This window comes from Pseudomonas sp. IT-232MI5, from assembly GCF_949767845.1.
Classification (GTDB): Bacteria; Pseudomonadota; Gammaproteobacteria; order Pseudomonadales; family Pseudomonadaceae; genus Aquipseudomonas.
Map to the genome: position 1 here is coordinate 55,114 of NZ_CATKQE010000060.1, position 14,597 is coordinate 69,710.

14 protein-coding genes are annotated in these 14,597 nt (G+C 59.4%); 7 read left to right on the plus strand and 7 right to left on the minus strand.

Features of this window, described 5'->3' with window-relative positions; translation table 11 throughout:
* Nucleotides 1-10 precede the first annotated feature (10 nt).
* Nucleotides 11-688, plus strand: coding sequence for a Crp/Fnr family transcriptional regulator (locus tag ACM6JQ_RS26620; RefSeq protein ID WP_095113899.1), 678 nt, complete (start codon nt 11-13; stop codon nt 686-688).
* A 256-nt stretch (nt 689-944) separates the two neighbouring features.
* Here ACM6JQ_RS26620 and uraH read toward each other — a convergent pair whose 3' ends face one another.
* The gene (uraH, locus tag ACM6JQ_RS26625; RefSeq protein WP_038367220.1) at nt 945-1,355 is read right to left on the minus strand and encodes a hydroxyisourate hydrolase; all 411 of its coding nucleotides are present in this window, start codon (nt 1,353-1,355) and stop codon (nt 945-947) included.
* Between the two features lie 12 nt (nt 1,356-1,367).
* Entirely contained in the window at nt 1,368-1,853 is a 486-nt protein-coding gene (locus ACM6JQ_RS26630) for a GlcG/HbpS family heme-binding protein (protein WP_414894969.1), read from the minus strand.
* A 136-nt stretch (nt 1,854-1,989) separates the two neighbouring features.
* Here ACM6JQ_RS26630 and ACM6JQ_RS26635 point away from each other — a divergent pair, with 136 nt between their 5' ends.
* From ACM6JQ_RS26635 to ACM6JQ_RS26650, 4 genes are all read left to right on the plus strand, one after another.
* Nucleotides 1,990-2,670 (plus strand): heavy metal response regulator transcription factor, encoded by a 681-nt coding sequence (locus tag ACM6JQ_RS26635; protein WP_038367211.1) that lies wholly within the window; start codon nt 1,990-1,992, stop codon nt 2,668-2,670.
* Entirely contained in the window at nt 2,660-4,048 is a 1,389-nt protein-coding gene (locus ACM6JQ_RS26640) for a heavy metal sensor histidine kinase (RefSeq protein WP_414894970.1), read from the plus strand. Before ACM6JQ_RS26635 ends, ACM6JQ_RS26640 begins: the two co-directional genes overlap by 11 nt.
* Nucleotides 4,049-4,158: 110 nt before the next feature.
* Entirely contained in the window at nt 4,159-4,407 is a 249-nt protein-coding gene (locus tag ACM6JQ_RS26645; protein WP_007917667.1) for a helix-turn-helix domain-containing protein, read from the plus strand.
* Nucleotides 4,400-5,623 (plus strand): type II toxin-antitoxin system HipA family toxin, encoded by a 1,224-nt coding sequence (locus tag ACM6JQ_RS26650; protein WP_007917665.1) that lies wholly within the window; start codon nt 4,400-4,402, stop codon nt 5,621-5,623. The genes ACM6JQ_RS26645 and ACM6JQ_RS26650 overlap by 8 nt, the downstream gene beginning before the upstream one ends.
* 3 nt (nt 5,624-5,626) lie before the next feature.
* On the opposite strand, the gene ACM6JQ_RS26655 is transcribed toward ACM6JQ_RS26650, so the two are convergent.
* Complete coding sequence (locus tag ACM6JQ_RS26655) at nt 5,627-6,631, minus strand: AraC family transcriptional regulator (protein ID WP_007917662.1); 1,005 nt, start codon at nt 6,629-6,631, stop codon at nt 5,627-5,629.
* A gap of 100 nt (nt 6,632-6,731) precedes the next feature.
* On the opposite strand from ACM6JQ_RS26655, the gene ACM6JQ_RS26660 reads away from it, so the two are divergent.
* Nucleotides 6,732-7,802 (plus strand): fatty acid desaturase, encoded by a 1,071-nt coding sequence (locus ACM6JQ_RS26660; protein WP_414894971.1) that lies wholly within the window; start codon nt 6,732-6,734, stop codon nt 7,800-7,802.
* A gap of 214 nt (nt 7,803-8,016) precedes the next feature.
* On the opposite strand, the gene ACM6JQ_RS26665 is transcribed toward ACM6JQ_RS26660, so the two are convergent.
* From ACM6JQ_RS26665 to ACM6JQ_RS26675, 3 genes are read right to left on the minus strand one after another with little or no spacing between them, the layout of a single operon-like run.
* Nucleotides 8,017-9,627 (minus strand): arylsulfatase, encoded by a 1,611-nt coding sequence (locus ACM6JQ_RS26665; protein WP_414894972.1) that lies wholly within the window; start codon nt 9,625-9,627, stop codon nt 8,017-8,019.
* 14 nt (nt 9,628-9,641) lie between these two features.
* Nucleotides 9,642-10,457, minus strand: a complete 816-nt coding sequence (locus ACM6JQ_RS26670; protein ID WP_007917657.1) for an ABC transporter ATP-binding protein — start codon at nt 10,455-10,457, stop codon at nt 9,642-9,644.
* Nucleotides 10,454-12,052: an ABC transporter permease gene (locus ACM6JQ_RS26675; protein WP_414894973.1), complete on the minus strand. Its 1,599-nt coding sequence runs from the start codon at nt 12,050-12,052 to the stop codon at nt 10,454-10,456. Before ACM6JQ_RS26675 ends, ACM6JQ_RS26670 begins: the two co-directional genes overlap by 4 nt.
* Before the next feature lie 390 nt (nt 12,053-12,442).
* Between ACM6JQ_RS26675 and ACM6JQ_RS26680 the strand changes: the two genes are divergently transcribed.
* Nucleotides 12,443-13,456: an ABC transporter substrate-binding protein gene (locus tag ACM6JQ_RS26680; protein ID WP_095113907.1), complete on the plus strand. Its 1,014-nt coding sequence runs from the start codon at nt 12,443-12,445 to the stop codon at nt 13,454-13,456.
* 42 nt (nt 13,457-13,498) lie between these two features.
* On the opposite strand, the gene ACM6JQ_RS26685 is transcribed toward ACM6JQ_RS26680, so the two are convergent.
* On the minus strand, nt 13,499-14,419 hold the full coding sequence (locus ACM6JQ_RS26685; RefSeq protein ID WP_007917649.1) for a LysR family transcriptional regulator: 921 nt from the start codon (nt 14,417-14,419) through the stop codon (nt 13,499-13,501).
* Between the last annotated feature and the right edge of the window lie 178 nt (nt 14,420-14,597).

Consider the following 14,597-nt stretch of genomic DNA (forward strand, 5'->3'; position numbering starts at 1 on the left):
AGGAGTGTTTATGCAAATACGTTCGCGGCTGATGAGTGGCCAGTGGTTCAGTCATCTGCCGGTGTCTTTTCAGGATAGCTTGCTGGCGGCAGCGCGAGAGCGGCGGCTGACGGCGGGGCAGCGCTTGTTCCAGCGCGGCGATGCGCCGTGCGGTTTGTACGCAGTGCTCGATGGCGCCGTGCGCATCGGCGCGGTAAGCGAGCAGGGCAAGGAGGCGTTGTTGAGTCTGGTGGAAGCGCCGCACTGGTTCGGCGAGATCTGCCTGTTCGATGGTCAGCCGCGTACCCATGACGCCTACGCAGTCGGGCCGTGCACGCTGCTGAATATTCCGCAGGCGACGTTGCTGAAACTGCTCGACGAACATCCGGTGTATTGGCGGCATCTGGCGCTGCTGATGAGCCACAAACTGCGCCTGGCCTTCATCAATCTCGAACAACTGAGCCTGCTGCCAGCGCCGGCGCGTCTGGCCCATCGCTTGCTGATGATCGCCGAGGGCTACGGCGAACTCGACGCGCCGCGTCGTGTACTGCAACTGCCGCAGGAGCAGTTGGCATCGATGCTGTCGCTGTCGCGGCAGACCACCAACCAGATCCTCAAGGATTTGCAGGGGCAGGGGATTATCGGGCTTGGGTATGGCGAGATCGAAATCCTCGACCCCGCGCGATTGCGCGCCCTGGCCACGATCTGACAATGCACCCCAGCCCCTGTGGGAGCTGGCTTGCCAGCGATAGCGGTGCATCAGCCGACATCGATGTCTGCTGTACGGACGCCATCGCTGGCAAGCCAGGCTCCCACAGGTTTTTTTGGTGTTCGTGATATCTGGAGCAAAGCACAGACCTGTAGGAGTGAGCCTGCTCGCGATAGCCATCTATCAGTTAGCCAATGGGTGACTGACATACCGCTATCGCGAGCAGGCTCACTCCTACAGGGGATCTGTGTTGATTTTACGAACCGCGATAGGTCGAGAAACCATACGGGCTGAGCAGCAGCGGGATGTGGTAATGCTGATCGGTTTGCTTCACTTCAAAAATCACCGGAATCTCCGGGAAGAAGGTGTCGTGCTTGACCTTCTTGAAGTACTCGCCGGTCTTGAACACCACCCGGTATTCACCCGCTTCAAAAGGCTGTTTGGCCGGGAACAGTTCGGCAATTCGCCCTTGTTCATTGGTCGTGCCTTGAGCAAGAGGCTGCCAGTTCTCGCCGACGTGTTTTTCCAGGGTCACGTTAATGCCCGGCGACGGCAGGCCGTTTTCCAGGTTGAGCACGTGCACGCTCAACGGGTTGCCGGCGGCCAGGGCCAGGCTGGAAAAAGCGCTCAGGCCGAGCGCGGCGAAGGTCATGCGCAAAGTGCTCATGGATGCATCTCCTTATTGGGAACGGGTGGTGGCCAGGCCGGTTTTCTCGGCCGCCTTGATTGCACAGTTTTCGTCTTGCTCACCGCCGCCGGAACCGGCCACCCCCATCGCACCGACCAGATCATCAGCCGCGAACAGCGGAATACCGCCGCCGAGCAACAACAATTCGTCGAGAGTGTTGAGGTTGGCGGTTTGCGGATTGCTGCGAGCGCGTTCGGCGAATAGCCGCGTGGCGGTTTTGGTCGACAGCGCGGTGTAGGCCTTGCGTTGGCTGGCGGCGGTGTTGTGCGGGCCGACACCGTCGCCGCGCAGGGTCACCAACAGATTGCCGCCCCGATCGAGCACCGACACCGTGCCGGTGCAGTTGGCCATTGCCGTGTCGGCGAGCAGCCGTGCGGTTTTCAGGTCGAGATCGGCGTGACGCGGCAGTTCCGGGCTTGCGAGCACGCTGGCACTGAGGCCGAGGGCCAGGCTGGCTACAAGGTATTTGACGGTCATGGACAGGCTCCAAAAGCGAAGGTCGTCACCTTAATCGCCGTCCTTCGTCAGAACCTCGTCAGTCTGATTACAAGTTTGTAATGGGCAACGCCGGCGAAGGCGCCTAGCCTGTACGCCTGATCAATCGAGGTGTGCCATGCGTTTGCTGGTCGTAGAAGATGAAGCCAAAACCGCGAATTTCCTCGCCAAAGGCTTGGGCGAGTCGGGTTTTGCCGTGGACGTGGCGCTCAATGGCCTCGATGGCCGTTACTTTATCGAGCAACAGGAATATGACCTGATCATCCTCGACGTGATGCTCCCCGGGCTCAACGGCTGGCAATTGCTGCAGCTGATCCGCCAGCGCGGCGCCACGCCGGTATTGTTCCTGACCGCCAAGGACGCCATTGAAGACCGCGTGCGCGGCCTCGAACTGGGCGCTGACGATTACTTGCTCAAGCCCTTCGCCTTCGCCGAACTGCTCGCACGGGTACGCACGTTGCTACGGCGCGGGCCGATGCGCGAAGCCGAGTCGTACACCATCGCCGATCTGGAAATCGATGTGTTGCGCCGCCGTGTCAGTCGCGGCGGCCAGCGCATTGCCCTGACCAACAAGGAGTTCGCCTTGTTGCAATTGCTCGCCAGCCGTCAGGGCGAAGTGCTGTCGCGCACGCTGATCGCCTCACAGGTATGGAACCTGAATTTTGACAGCGACACCAACATGGTCGAAGTCGCCGTGCGGCGTTTGCGTTCGAAAGTCGATGATCCGTACATGCCGAAACTTATCCACACCGTGCGCGGTGTCGGTTATCAACTGGAAGCGCCGGACGATGCGCTCTAAGTCGATCGCCTGGCGACTGGCGCTGGCGTTCGCCATTGTTTGCGCCTTGGTACTGAGCACGATTGGCGTGTTTCTCTACCGCTCGCTGGCCTCGGAAATCGCCTACCGCGACGACCTCGCATTGCTTGGACGACTGGAGCAAGTGCGCGCGTTGCTCGCCGACAGCGACAGCCTCGACGCTTTGCAGGCACGGCCACGGCTGTATCAGAACATGCTCGGCAATCTCGACAGTCTGTTGCTGGTGCGCCGCGCCGATGGTTCCAGCGTGATCGCAATCAATCCCCGTCAACGCGATTTGCCCGCGCTGAACGCCATCCCCCGCGAGCAAACGCCAAAGCGTCCCGATGTACTCACGTGGCAAGCGCCGGACGGTGCTGAACTGGCGCTGTTATCCGGCGAAGCGCAAGGGCCGAACGGCGAGCCGTTGACGGTCATCGCCGGCAAAGTGTTGAGCGAGCGCGAGCAGATGCTCGGCAGCTATCGCATGCGCTTGTACCTGTCGGTTGGACTCGGCGCGTTGCTCGCTTTTGCCTTGGGCTTGCTCTTGCTGCGCCGGGGCCTGCAACCGTTGCGGCAGTTGAGCGAAGCGGTGCGCGGCATCGATCTGCGCAGCCTCGATCAGCGCTTGCCCGCCGCCGGTACGCCGACTGAACTGCTTGAACCGGTGCAGGCGCTCAACGGCATGCTGGCGCGGCTGGACGATAGCGTGCAGCGCCTGTCGCAGTTCTCCGCCGACCTCGCCCACGAGATTCGCACGCCGCTACACACCTTGTTGGCGAGTAACGGTCAGGCGCTGAATCATCCGCGCAGCACGGCGGAGTATCAGGAAGTCCTGGCCTCGAACATGGAAGAGTTCGAACGGCTCAAGCGCATGGCGGAAAACCTGATGTTCCTTGCTCGTGCCGAGCAGGCCGAGCGGGCGCTGAATTTGCAAATCCTGGATTTGCACAGCGTTGGCGGTGAGCTGTGTGATTACTTTGAAGCCTTGGCGGATGACCGTGACGTGTGGCTGGACAATCAACTGCACGGTGAACTGCTTGCCGATCAGCAACTGTTGCAACGGGCGCTCGGCAATCTGTTGGCCAATGCCGTGCGTCATGCCGATCAAGGATCGGTGATCAGTCTGCGTCGCCGCGACGAGTCGGGTGAGTGCTGGTTGCAAGTGCACAACCATGGCCCGGCGATTGCGCATGAACATCTGAGCAGACTGTTCGACCGCTTCTACCGCGTCGATCCTTCACGGGCAGAGCCGGGGGATTCGGGTGGCTTGGGGCTGGCGATCGTGCAGTCGATCATGCAGTTGCATGGGGGACAGGTGCGGGTGAGTAGTGATGCTGACGGCACTGTTTTTGAGCTGGCGTTTGTGGTGAGCAAGTGATTGCTTCGTGATCACTGGGAACTAGGCTAATCTTGTTCATTGAGTGCATCAAATGCGATGCAAATAAAACATATATCTAAATTTGCACCATATTTGATGCAGGAAGCCCTATGGAACAGCTTGGCGAGTTGATCAAAGCCCTGCGCAAGGCGAACAAAATGACCCAGCAGGCACTGGCTCAGCAATACGGAATGAGCCGCGCGACGATTTCGGGGATCGAAAACAACACCATTTCGGAAATCGGCCTGCGCAAAGTCGAAGCGATCCTCAACGGGTTTGGCTATGAGCTGACTGCGGTTCCGCGTCAGTCCCGTCGACCGACACTCGATACGCTGCAAAAGGTCAACTTCCATGACTGAGTCGTCAGATCGATTAAATGTCTGTGTCGGCGGGCAAGCGGTGGGAACGTTGGCGCGCGGGCAAGATCGAGTCGACAGCGTCTTCAGTTACCGCGAAGAAACCAGTGCTGGAAATGCCGTGTCACTGACAATGCCGTCCCGGCTGGAGAGTTATCTTTGGGAGCATGGCATTCATCCGGTTTTCGAGATGAATCTGCCCGAAGGCGCCCTTCGTGATGAGTTGGTTCGGCGTTTCAGCAAAGCGGTTCGCGGCTTCGATGACTTTGCATTGCTGGCCATTGTCGGCCCCTATCAGCTCGGTCGGTTATCCATTGCCAGCCCATCGATGACGGATCGCCCGCCTGAAACGTCGCTGGCCGATCTGCTGGTGCACGATGGTGCGCAAGGCTTGTTCGAGGATCTGTTGCAAACCTATGGCCAGTATTCCGGAGTGTCTGGGGTGCAGCCTAAAGTGCTGGTACGTGACAGTGCGGCTGCGATTGATCGTCTGACGCATCGGGGATCGACCCATTTGGTCAAAGCTTTTCGGGCTGATGAATATCCGCATTTGGCGACCAACGAATACTTCTGCATGCGTGCCGCGCAACACTGCGGGCTAGACGTGCCGAACTTCGAGCTCAGCGAACATGGCAGGTTTCTGGTTATCGAGCGCTTTGATTTGAGCGCTACGGGCTACCTGGGTTTTGAGGACTTCTGCGTACTCAACGGTTGGCCGTCGAAAGCCAAATACGACGGCTCTTACGAAGGCGCGGCCCGGCAGATCAAAGCGTTTGTTTCGCCTGCATTGCTCAATCTGGCGCTGGAAGCATTTTTCAAGATTGTGGCTTTGTCCGCAGGCGTGAAAAACGGCGACGCTCATCTCAAAAACTTCGGCGTGCTTTACGAAAGCTGCGGCGAGGAATCGACAATCAGACTCGCGCCCGCATACGACATCATCACCACATCGGTCTACATAAAGAACGACAGTATGGCGTTGCTCTTGGGTGGCTCGAAGGCTTGGCCCAAGCACAAAATGCTGATGCGGTTCGGTCGTACGGCCTGCAATCTGACGGAGGCGCGTTGCAATGAATTACTGCAGCAAGTCGCTAACGGTATGCAGGTGGCAATGGGCGAAATGGCGGAGTACGGCGCCAGTCATCCGGCGTTCGCCGCGATGGGTGCTGCGATGATCGAACAATGGTCATCTGGTATGGAACGCAGTCTGGCTAAAGGCTGACGATCAGCGCAAGCCATCGCGAAACTGCCCCGGCGTCATCCCCGTCCAGCGCTTGAAAGCACGGCTGAAACTACTGGTGTCGGCAAACCCGAGCAGATAACTCACCTCACTCAACGAACACTGCGGATCGCGCAGGTGCAGCAGCGCCAGATTTTCGCGGCTCTCATTGAGCAATGTGTCGAAGCGACAACCCTCATCCGCCAGATGCCTTTGCAGGCTGCGCAAACTCAGGTGCAACGCCTGGGCAATCCGTTCTGCACTGGGTTCACCTTCCGGCAGTTGTTCTTCAATGGCATCGCGCACCTTGCGCTCCCAGGTCAACGGCTGGAGCTGAGCCATGGTGCGTTTGAGCACGGCTTCATTGTGTTCAGCGAGTTCCGGGTTGGCGTCGTCGAGGTGGCTGTCGAAATCGGCGAGGGCGAACTCCAGACGATCCTCGGCACAGCCGAAATGCACCGGGGCGCGGAAGACTTTGTGCCATTGGTGCACATCGGTTGGTTCCGGACGGCGCAGATACACGGCGAGTGGCGCGTAATCGCGGCCGAGGCGATTGCGGCAAGTGCGCACGTAGATCGCGGTGAACGCGTCGATGGCTTCGAAGGCTGGCGCCGGATTGCCTGACGGAATCTTCAGACGGAATTGATAGCGGTCGTCGCTGCGGCTCAGTTCCAGTTCCAGCGCATCGCTGACCACCGGGTGATAACGCACGATGCGCTCGAACACCTCGCGCAAACTGCCGCTGGCCACCAGCGCATAACCGAGGGCATGGAACGTGGTCGGGCTGACGAACCGCGACACGCGCAAACCAATCGCCGGGTCGCCGCTGACCTGCACGGCAATTTCCCACAGGCGCGTAGTGCCGGACAGCGGATAGCGTGCGTTGGGGTCGTCCATCAAATTCGGATCGAGCCCGGCCTGCTGGCACAGGGCAATGCTGTCCAGTCCCAGCGCGTCGAGTTGCTTGCGCAAGGCACGGGTCCAGCTGGCGAGGGAGGTCGGTTCCTTCATGCTGATTGGCGCTTCCGGTCAACAGGTTGGCGTTCTTGGCTACCGCAATTGAAGCCTTGGCGAGGCACGATGCGAACATCATAGACCCGAGGATGGAAGCATGGACGGTACTTCTGCAAGTCCCCAACGACACAAAGCGGCCCAGCGATCAGCGCATATTCGCCAAGTGGTGCTGGCCAAAGGCGTCGAACTGCGCGAGCGCTACCCGATTCTCAAGCATCAGGATGCGCTGGGTGCGGGGATTCTGGCGTTTGCCCTGATCGGGATGATGGGTTCGGCGGCGCTGTACATCAGCGGCCACATGGCGTGGTGGGTTTGCCTGCTGCTCAATGCGTTTTTCGCGTCGCTGACCCATGAGCTGGAGCACGACCTGATCCACAGCATGTATTTCCGCAAACAGCGCGTGCCGCACAACCTGATGATGGGCCTGGTTTGGCTGGCGCGGCCGAGTACGATCAATCCGTGGATTCGTCGGCATCTGCACCTCAATCACCACAAGGTCTCCGGCACTGAAACCGACATGGAAGAACGCGCGATCACCAACGGCGAGCCGTGGGGTTTTGCGCGCTTGCTGATGGTCGGCGACAACGTGATGTCGGCATTCATCCGCATGCTGCGGGCCAAGACCTGGGCGCATAAGTTCAGCATCATCAAGCGCACGTTGAAGGTCTACGCGCCGCTGGCGCTGCTGCATTGGGGCGCGTGGTATGTGTTTCTCGGTTTTCATGCGGCCAATGGCATCGCTTATCTGCTGGGCTCGCCGATCGAATGGTCAGCGACCACATTGTCGGTGATGCAGGTGATCGATATCGCTGCTGTGGTGATCATCGGTCCGAATGTGTTGCGCACGTTTTGCCTGCACTTCATCAGCTCGAACATGCATTACTACGGCGATGTCGAGTTGGGTAATGTGCTGCAGCAGTGTCAGGTGCTGAACCCTTGGTGGTTGTGGCCGTTGCAGGCGTTCTGCTTCAATTTTGGCAGCAGCCACGGGATTCATCATTTTGTCGTGAAGGAGCCGTTTTACATCCGTCAGATGACTGTGCCGGTGGCGCATAAGGTGATGCGTGAGATGGGCGTGCGGTTTAATGATTTTGGCACGTTTGGGCGGGCGAACCGGTTTGTTCGTCGGGATGAAGTTGCGGTGTCTGGTGAGGCGGTGGAGGCCTGACGAGTTGCCCTCACCCTAGCCCTCCCGAAACGTCGGACCGCCCATAGGGAGAGGGGACCGACCCGGGGATATTGAGGAGTTACACCGAAGTGAAAGAGCTTTGTCGAATCCATAATCGACCCGATTTTTCAGGTCGATGTTTGACGAAAGACACCTCGGTCAGTCCCCTCTCCCTCCGGGAGAGGGTTAGGGTGAGGGGCTTTTGACCTTGCCCTCAATCCGGCTGAAACGGCGACTCACTCAAGATCACCCCAGTCTCCTCGACATACTGCTGCCAATGCCCGATCAACGTGCTGAGCTTCTCCGGCTGACTAACCGCCAGATCATGAATTTCCCCCGGATCATTACTCAAATCATACAGCTGCCAGGTCGCCGGCCCGATAGGCCCGGGAATCCACACCGCTTTCCACGACCCCTGGCGAATCGCCCGACGCCCGAACAATTCCCACCCCGTCACCGTGTGCTCGTCATGCACCTGCGCAGTCTCGCCGGACAAGAATCCCAACCACGATTTACCACGCAACGGCGCCACCGATTTGCCGTGCCACAGCTTGCCCGGATGACGCACGCCGGCCAGATCGAGAATCGTCGGCGTGATGTCCATCACCGTGCCGAAACCATGGCTGATCTGCCCTTTGATCGCCAATTGCGGATAGTGCAACAGCGCCGGCACGCGAATCCCGCCTTCCGTGGTAAACGCCTTGAACAACCGCGATGGCGCGGTCGCCACCTGCGCCCAGTTCGGCCCGTACCAGACATATGAATTGGCCCGACCAATGTTGTCGAGGCTGTTGTCGTAATGCTGGCTGAGGTATGTCACCAATTCCGGACCGAACTTCGGAAACGCTTCCAGCAGCGCACCTTCGGCACCGTTGTCAGACATGAACAGGATGAACGTGTTATCGAGCTGCCCTTGCTGGCGCAGGTAATCGACGACCCGACCGATGTTCCAGTCCATGCGTTCGACCATCGCCGCGTAGACCTCCATGGCCCGCGCGGAAATCTGCTTTTGCTCGTCGCTCAATGCGTCCCACTGCTGGGTCAACTGAATCAGTGGATGCGGTTCGACGTCCGCCTCGATCAGACCGAGGGCTTTGAGTTTTTCCAGGCGTTCCAGGCGCAACACTTCAGGGCCCGCATCGTAGCGGCCACGGTATTTCTCGACGATCTCGGCGGGTGCCTGCAACGGCCAGTGCGGCGCGGAGAACGGTAGGTAAGCGAAGAAAGGCCGGGTCTGGTCACGTTCCTTGAGGTACTGCAGCAACTTGTCGCCGAAGGCATCGGAGGAATAGAAATCCTTCGGCAATTCGTCGAGAAACGTATCGTCCTCGATGTACAGCGCCGGAGTGGATTTCAGCAGGCCGGGTGTTTGCTCATCGTAGGTTGGCTCGAAACCGTAATGGTTGGCCGCGCCCGGCAGCAGCGAAAACGAACGCTCGAAACCTCGCGCATGGGGCGCCAATTCAGCCTTCAAACCCAAGTGCCATTTGCCACTCATCAAGGTTTGATAACCGGCCTCGCGCAGCAACTCCGGCAGCGCCACCACGCGATCGTTGAGATAGCCCTCATAACCCGGTTTACCGATCAGTTCCGGCGTCAGCGTTTCGGCCATGGTGCCGATCCCTGCGATGTGGTGGTCGGTGCCGGTCAGCAGCATCGAGCGGGTCGGCGAGCAGGTCGGTGCAGTATGAAAATCGGTCAGGCGCAGGCCGTTGTTGGCCAAAGCGTCGAGATGCGGCGTGGCGATTTCGCCGCCGAACGCACCGATGTCGGAGAAGCCTAGATCGTCGGCCAGAATCACCAGAAAGTTGGGACGTTGCGGCATCGCAAAACTCCTGTTCAGCAGGCAATGAACGTCAGCGGCAGATCGCGGATCTGCACCGGCACGCTCGGTTGGTAATGGTCATCACTGGTCAGTTCGTGCAGTAGTTCTTCACGCAACTGATGGAAGTCGAAACTGCTGCGCTGGCGCGGGTGCGGCAGGGCGATGTCGACAACTTGTTTGATCCGCCCCGGACGCGGCTCCATGACCACCACGCGGTCGGCGAGGAAGATCGCTTCCTCGACGTCGTGGGTAACGAGAATCGTGGTGATTTTTGCGCGGGCGCGGATCGCCAACAGCTCGTCCTGCATTTGCTGGCGGGTCAGCGCATCAAGCGCGCCGAACGGTTCGTCGAGCAGCAGAATTCGTGGGCTGGCGACGAGGCCACGAGCAATCGCCACGCGCTGCGCCATGCCGCCGGAGAGTTGGTGCGGATAGGCGCGGGTGAAGTCGCGCAGGCCGACCAGATCGATGAAATCGTCGATGCGTTTTTGCTTTTGTGCAGCGCTCAGCGGCTCGTTGACCAGGCCGAGGCCGATGTTGTCGGCGACGGTCAGCCACGGGAATAAACGGTGTTCCTGGAAGACAATGCCGCGCTCGCCGCCGATGCCGCTGACGGCTTTGCCATCGACGGTGATCTGCCCGCGAAATTGCGTATCAAGACCCACCAACAAACGCAGCAACGTCGATTTGCCACAGCCGCTGGAGCCGACAATGGCGACGAATTCGCCCTCGGCAATGTCGAGGTTGAATTCGCGAATCGCCTCCAGTTCGAAACCGTCGACGTCAAAGGATTTGCCTACGTGGTTGAAGCTGACAATCGGTGCGTTCATGCGTGTCTCCAGCGGGTCGCGCGAATTTCCAGGCGTTGGCCAATGAGGTTGAGCAGGGCGCCGGTGAGACCGACGAAAAGCATGCCGGCCATGATCAGGTCCATACGCAGCAGTTGTTGTGCGCCGATCATCTGGCTGCCGATGCCGCCGTTGGACGGCATGAAATATTCAGCGCCGATGGTGCCGAGCCAGGCGTAGATCAGGCTCAGTCTGAGGCCTGCAAAAATCCCCGGCGCGGCGCCCGGCAGCACGAGTCGGCGCAGGCGTTGGCCGAGGCTCAGGCGCAACACTTGTGCGGCTTCGTTGAGTTGTGGTGAGAGGTTGGCGACGCTGCGTTGCGTGGCGATAAACAGCGGAAAGAACGCGGCGAGGGCGACGAACACCCACTTGGCCAGTTCGCCGAGACCGAACCACGCGGTAAGCAGGGGCACCCAGGCGAAAATGGCGATCTGGCGGATGGCCGCGAGGGTCGGGCCGAGCAGGCGTTCGCTGGTGCGCGACAAGCCCAGCAGCAAGCCGAAGGCGAAACCGAGTCCACCACCCAACAGCAAACCGCCGAGGGTGCGACCGAGGCTGAGCGCCATGCCGCTGATCAACGTGCCATCGAGCAGACCGTCCCATGCCGTGCTCAAAACGGCCAGCGGGCTGACCAGAATGTTGGCATCGACCCACTGCAGTTCGTTTGCCAATTGCCACAGAGCCAACAAGCTCAGCGGTAGCAGCCATGGTTGCAGCCGCTGCCAGCCTTCATAACGCGGGCCGCGACGAATTTCGGCGGTGGCCGGGTGCGGCCAGTGCACCAGTTTTTTGTCCAGCAGACCGATACCGCGATCCATCGCCACGCCGATCAAACCGATGACGACGATGCAGACGAACACGATGTCGAGCATGAACAGTTGTCGCGCCCAGACCATCAGGTAGCCAATGCCTTCACTGGAGGCCAGCAGTTCGACGGCCAGTAATGAGGTCCACCCTGCGGCCAGTGCCAGACGCACGCCAGCCATGAACGCGGGGAGGGCGGCGGGCAATACCAGGCGACGAATCAGCAGGCGTGGCGGCAGGCGCAAAACGGCGGCGGCTTCACGCAATTTTGGCTGTGCATCTCTTACGCCGACCAGTGTGTGCAGGGTCACCGGCACCACGATCGCTTTGATCAGCACCACCAGTTTCAGCACTTCGCCGATGCCGAAAAACACCATGAACAGCGGGATCCACGCCAGCGTCGGTATTTGCGAAAGTCCAGCGAAGGTGGGGAAGATCAAACGTTCAAGACGACGACTGAATCCCAGCGCTGCACCGAGCAATGCACCCGCAGAAACCCCCGCGAGCAGACCCCAGAACAAACGCTGCAAACTGATCCACAAGTGGCTCCATAACTCGCCTTGCGACAACTCGACAGCGCTGTTCCACACCAGCGAAGGCGCGGGCAGTATCTGCTCGCTCATCCATTCGTTGCGCGCGGCCAGCCACCATAGGGCGAACAAGCCAAGCGGCAGCAGCCATGGCAACAGGCGCTGGTTCACGCTTGGCCAGCTACGGCGGCTTTTCAGCGGCGGCGCGGGCAGGGGGAGACTGAGCAAGGATTGGCGGGCCATGGGTGACCTCCGTTGTCGGGTTGGCTCAAGATCAAAAGATCGCAGCCTTCGGCAGCTGCTACGGGGGAATGCGTCCTTGAATTGACCCCTGTAGGAGCTGCCGAAGGCTGCGAACTCTCGCGGTATTAACTAAGAGCTAATAGTTATAAATAATCGTCAATAAGTTAGTTTTAGAGATAAGCAGCGCCATTTAAGGCTTCCAACCCACACGCATCCAATGCATTCGAAGAATATTTTCGATGCTGTTAATGCATACGCCGCTGCAAGCCGCGCTACTGCTCGCTTAGCGTTAAAAGCTATAAAAATGTGCGTTTATAGTATTTAAGAGAAGGTGTGCATTCGGCCTACTTTCGGCTCCTCAACGCCCGTCGTGATCAAGGAGCTGCACCCATGAACCTCCCCTTCAAACGTGTTTTCAGTCTGTTTGCCGTGCCTGCTCTGGCGGGCCTGCTGGCGTTCACCGCGCATGCCGACGAACTCAAGGAAATCAGAATCGCCGTGCCCGACCTGAGCGCCGGCACCCAGCACAGCGGCGGCGGGGTGGTCGATGTGCTGCGCGATCAACAGATTTTTGAAAAAGCCTTCGCCGATCAGGGCATCAAGATTCAGTGGAGTTTCTTCAAAGGTGCCGGGCCGGTGATCAACGAGGCGTTTGCCAATGGTCAGGTCGATCTGGCGTATCTGGGTGATCTGGCGGCAATCATCGGCAAGTCCAATGGCCTGGATACGCGTTTGCTCAGCGCCAGTGCGCGTGGGGTAAAACAGTATCTGGGCGTGGTGCCGGGGTCAGGGATCAAGACTCTGCAGGATCTGAAAGGCAAACGCGTGGCGATCTTCCGAGGCACGGCAACCCAGTTGTCGTTTGATGCGGCGCTGGCCAGTCAGGGTCTGAGCGAGAAGGATCTGAAAGTGATCAATCTGGATTTCAATGCTGCGGTCGCGGCGTTGGCAGCCAAGCAGATCGATGCGTCATGGGGCAGCTCCGGGTTGACCGCATTGCAGGCCAAGGGGCTGGCCGAGTTGCCGCTGAACACCAAGGATCTCGGTGGCGCAGGCAGCGTGCAGTCGGTACTGGTCGGCACGGGCAAGTTTGTCGACGCGCACCCGGAAGCGGTGGCGAAATTGCTCAAGGCGCAGCAGCAGGCGGTTGAGTGGCTGACCGAGGACAGCAACAAGGCGGCTTACGTGCAACTGGTCTCGGGTTTGGCCAGTTATCCACCGGTGATCCTGACGCAGGATCTGCAGGATCAGAAATTGAGCGAAGTGTTCCCGTCGACACTGGATCCGGTGTTCCTCGGCAGCTTGCAGGACAAGGTGGATCTGGCGGCGCAGCAGAAGCTGATTCGCAAGTCGTTCAAGGTCACCGATTGGGTGGCGCCTGAGTTGGCAGCAGCCAAGCTCTAACGTACACCGATCGTTCCCACGCTCTGCGTGGGAACGAACCCTTTAAACGGCGACGCTGACTTCCTGCCGATCCACCGCCACCAACGTCTCGATCATCGCCCGTGCCGCCGGCGACAGCCGAAACCCGGTACGACTGACAATCCCGCAGCGCGCATTCATGCTCTCCAGGTTCTGCGGCAGATTGCGCCAGTGCAGCAACACCAGCGAACCCTTGGCAATGTCCTCGACAAACGCTTCCTCCGTGCCCACGCCAATCGCATTGGATTGCAGCACCACTTTCACCAGCGCCGGAAAGTGCTCGGTCTCGATGGTCGGGGAAAAATCGATGCGGCCGCTGAGGTTCGCCAGCAATTTGCGAATTCCCGGCGGGATCAGCGTGGTCGCCAGCGGGTAGTCGAACATGTCGTTGGTCGACAGGCTTTCCTTGGCCAATAACGGATGCCCCGGCCGGCAGAAAAACACCCCACGCTTGGGCGTCAGTGCCTGGGTCTGGAAGTTCGGATCCGACTCGAAATGACGAATGTCGGCGATAAAGAACTCGATCTCTTCACGGCTCAACGCGCGACTGAGTTTTTCCCAGTTATCCACCTGAAAACAGGTGCGCACTTTCGGGTGCGCGTTGATGAATTGCGCCACCGCGTCCGGCACCAATTTCACCGCCGGCGCCGGACCGCAACCGAAGTGCACCTCGCCGGCATCGAGCTTGGTCATCTGCGTCACTTCGGCACTGAGCAGCGCCGCGCCCTGCACCAGGCTCAGGGCGTGCTGCAGCACCACCTGACCTTCAGGCGTGGGGCGCAAATCCTTGTTGCCGCGATCCACCAGCACGCAGCCGAACTCCTGCTCCAACCCCTGAATACTGCGACTGAACGCCGGTTGAGTGATGCCCATTGCGTCCGCCGCACGGACAAAACTGCGGTGTTCGTTGAGGGCGATGAAGTAACGCAACTGGCGAAGATCCATATGCTTTTCCGGCATCCTAAAAATAGCTCGAAGGCATTTGCGACGAGGGTTACTAGAGGTTTTAAATGCAAGCTCTTATTCCGTCAACGAAGCATGTGAATATCTATTAGATGTAAATGGAATATAGATAGAGCGTTGTTTCGCTGCCGCCAAACCGTAAGCAGTCGATGAGGGTCTA

What these genes read in the sequence shown, in the direction of transcription:
- ACM6JQ_RS26650 (WP_007917665.1), top strand. Translation starts at nt 4,400, where the DNA reads ATGACTGAGTCGTCAGATCGATTAAATGTCTGTGTCGGCGGGCAAGCG.
- ACM6JQ_RS26630 (WP_414894969.1), bottom strand. Translation starts at nt 1,853, where the DNA reads ATGACCGTCAAATACCTTGTAGCCAGCCTGGCCCTCGGCCTCAGTGCC.
- ACM6JQ_RS26645 (WP_007917667.1), top strand. Translation starts at nt 4,159, where the DNA reads ATGGAACAGCTTGGCGAGTTGATCAAAGCCCTGCGCAAGGCGAACAAA.
- uraH (WP_038367220.1), bottom strand. Translation starts at nt 1,355, where the DNA reads ATGAGCACTTTGCGCATGACCTTCGCCGCGCTCGGCCTGAGCGCTTTT.
- ACM6JQ_RS26660 (WP_414894971.1), top strand. Translation starts at nt 6,732, where the DNA reads ATGGACGGTACTTCTGCAAGTCCCCAACGACACAAAGCGGCCCAGCGA.
- ACM6JQ_RS26675 (WP_414894973.1), bottom strand. Translation starts at nt 12,052, where the DNA reads ATGGCCCGCCAATCCTTGCTCAGTCTCCCCCTGCCCGCGCCGCCGCTG.
- ACM6JQ_RS26620 (WP_095113899.1), top strand. Translation starts at nt 11, where the DNA reads ATGCAAATACGTTCGCGGCTGATGAGTGGCCAGTGGTTCAGTCATCTG.
- ACM6JQ_RS26685 (WP_007917649.1), bottom strand. Translation starts at nt 14,419, where the DNA reads ATGGATCTTCGCCAGTTGCGTTACTTCATCGCCCTCAACGAACACCGC.
- ACM6JQ_RS26655 (WP_007917662.1), bottom strand. Translation starts at nt 6,631, where the DNA reads ATGAAGGAACCGACCTCCCTCGCCAGCTGGACCCGTGCCTTGCGCAAG.
- ACM6JQ_RS26680 (WP_095113907.1), top strand. Translation starts at nt 12,443, where the DNA reads ATGAACCTCCCCTTCAAACGTGTTTTCAGTCTGTTTGCCGTGCCTGCT.
- ACM6JQ_RS26640 (WP_414894970.1), top strand. Translation starts at nt 2,660, where the DNA reads ATGCGCTCTAAGTCGATCGCCTGGCGACTGGCGCTGGCGTTCGCCATT.
- ACM6JQ_RS26635 (WP_038367211.1), top strand. Translation starts at nt 1,990, where the DNA reads ATGCGTTTGCTGGTCGTAGAAGATGAAGCCAAAACCGCGAATTTCCTC.
- ACM6JQ_RS26670 (WP_007917657.1), bottom strand. Translation starts at nt 10,457, where the DNA reads ATGAACGCACCGATTGTCAGCTTCAACCACGTAGGCAAATCCTTTGAC.
- ACM6JQ_RS26665 (WP_414894972.1), bottom strand. Translation starts at nt 9,627, where the DNA reads ATGCCGCAACGTCCCAACTTTCTGGTGATTCTGGCCGACGATCTAGGC.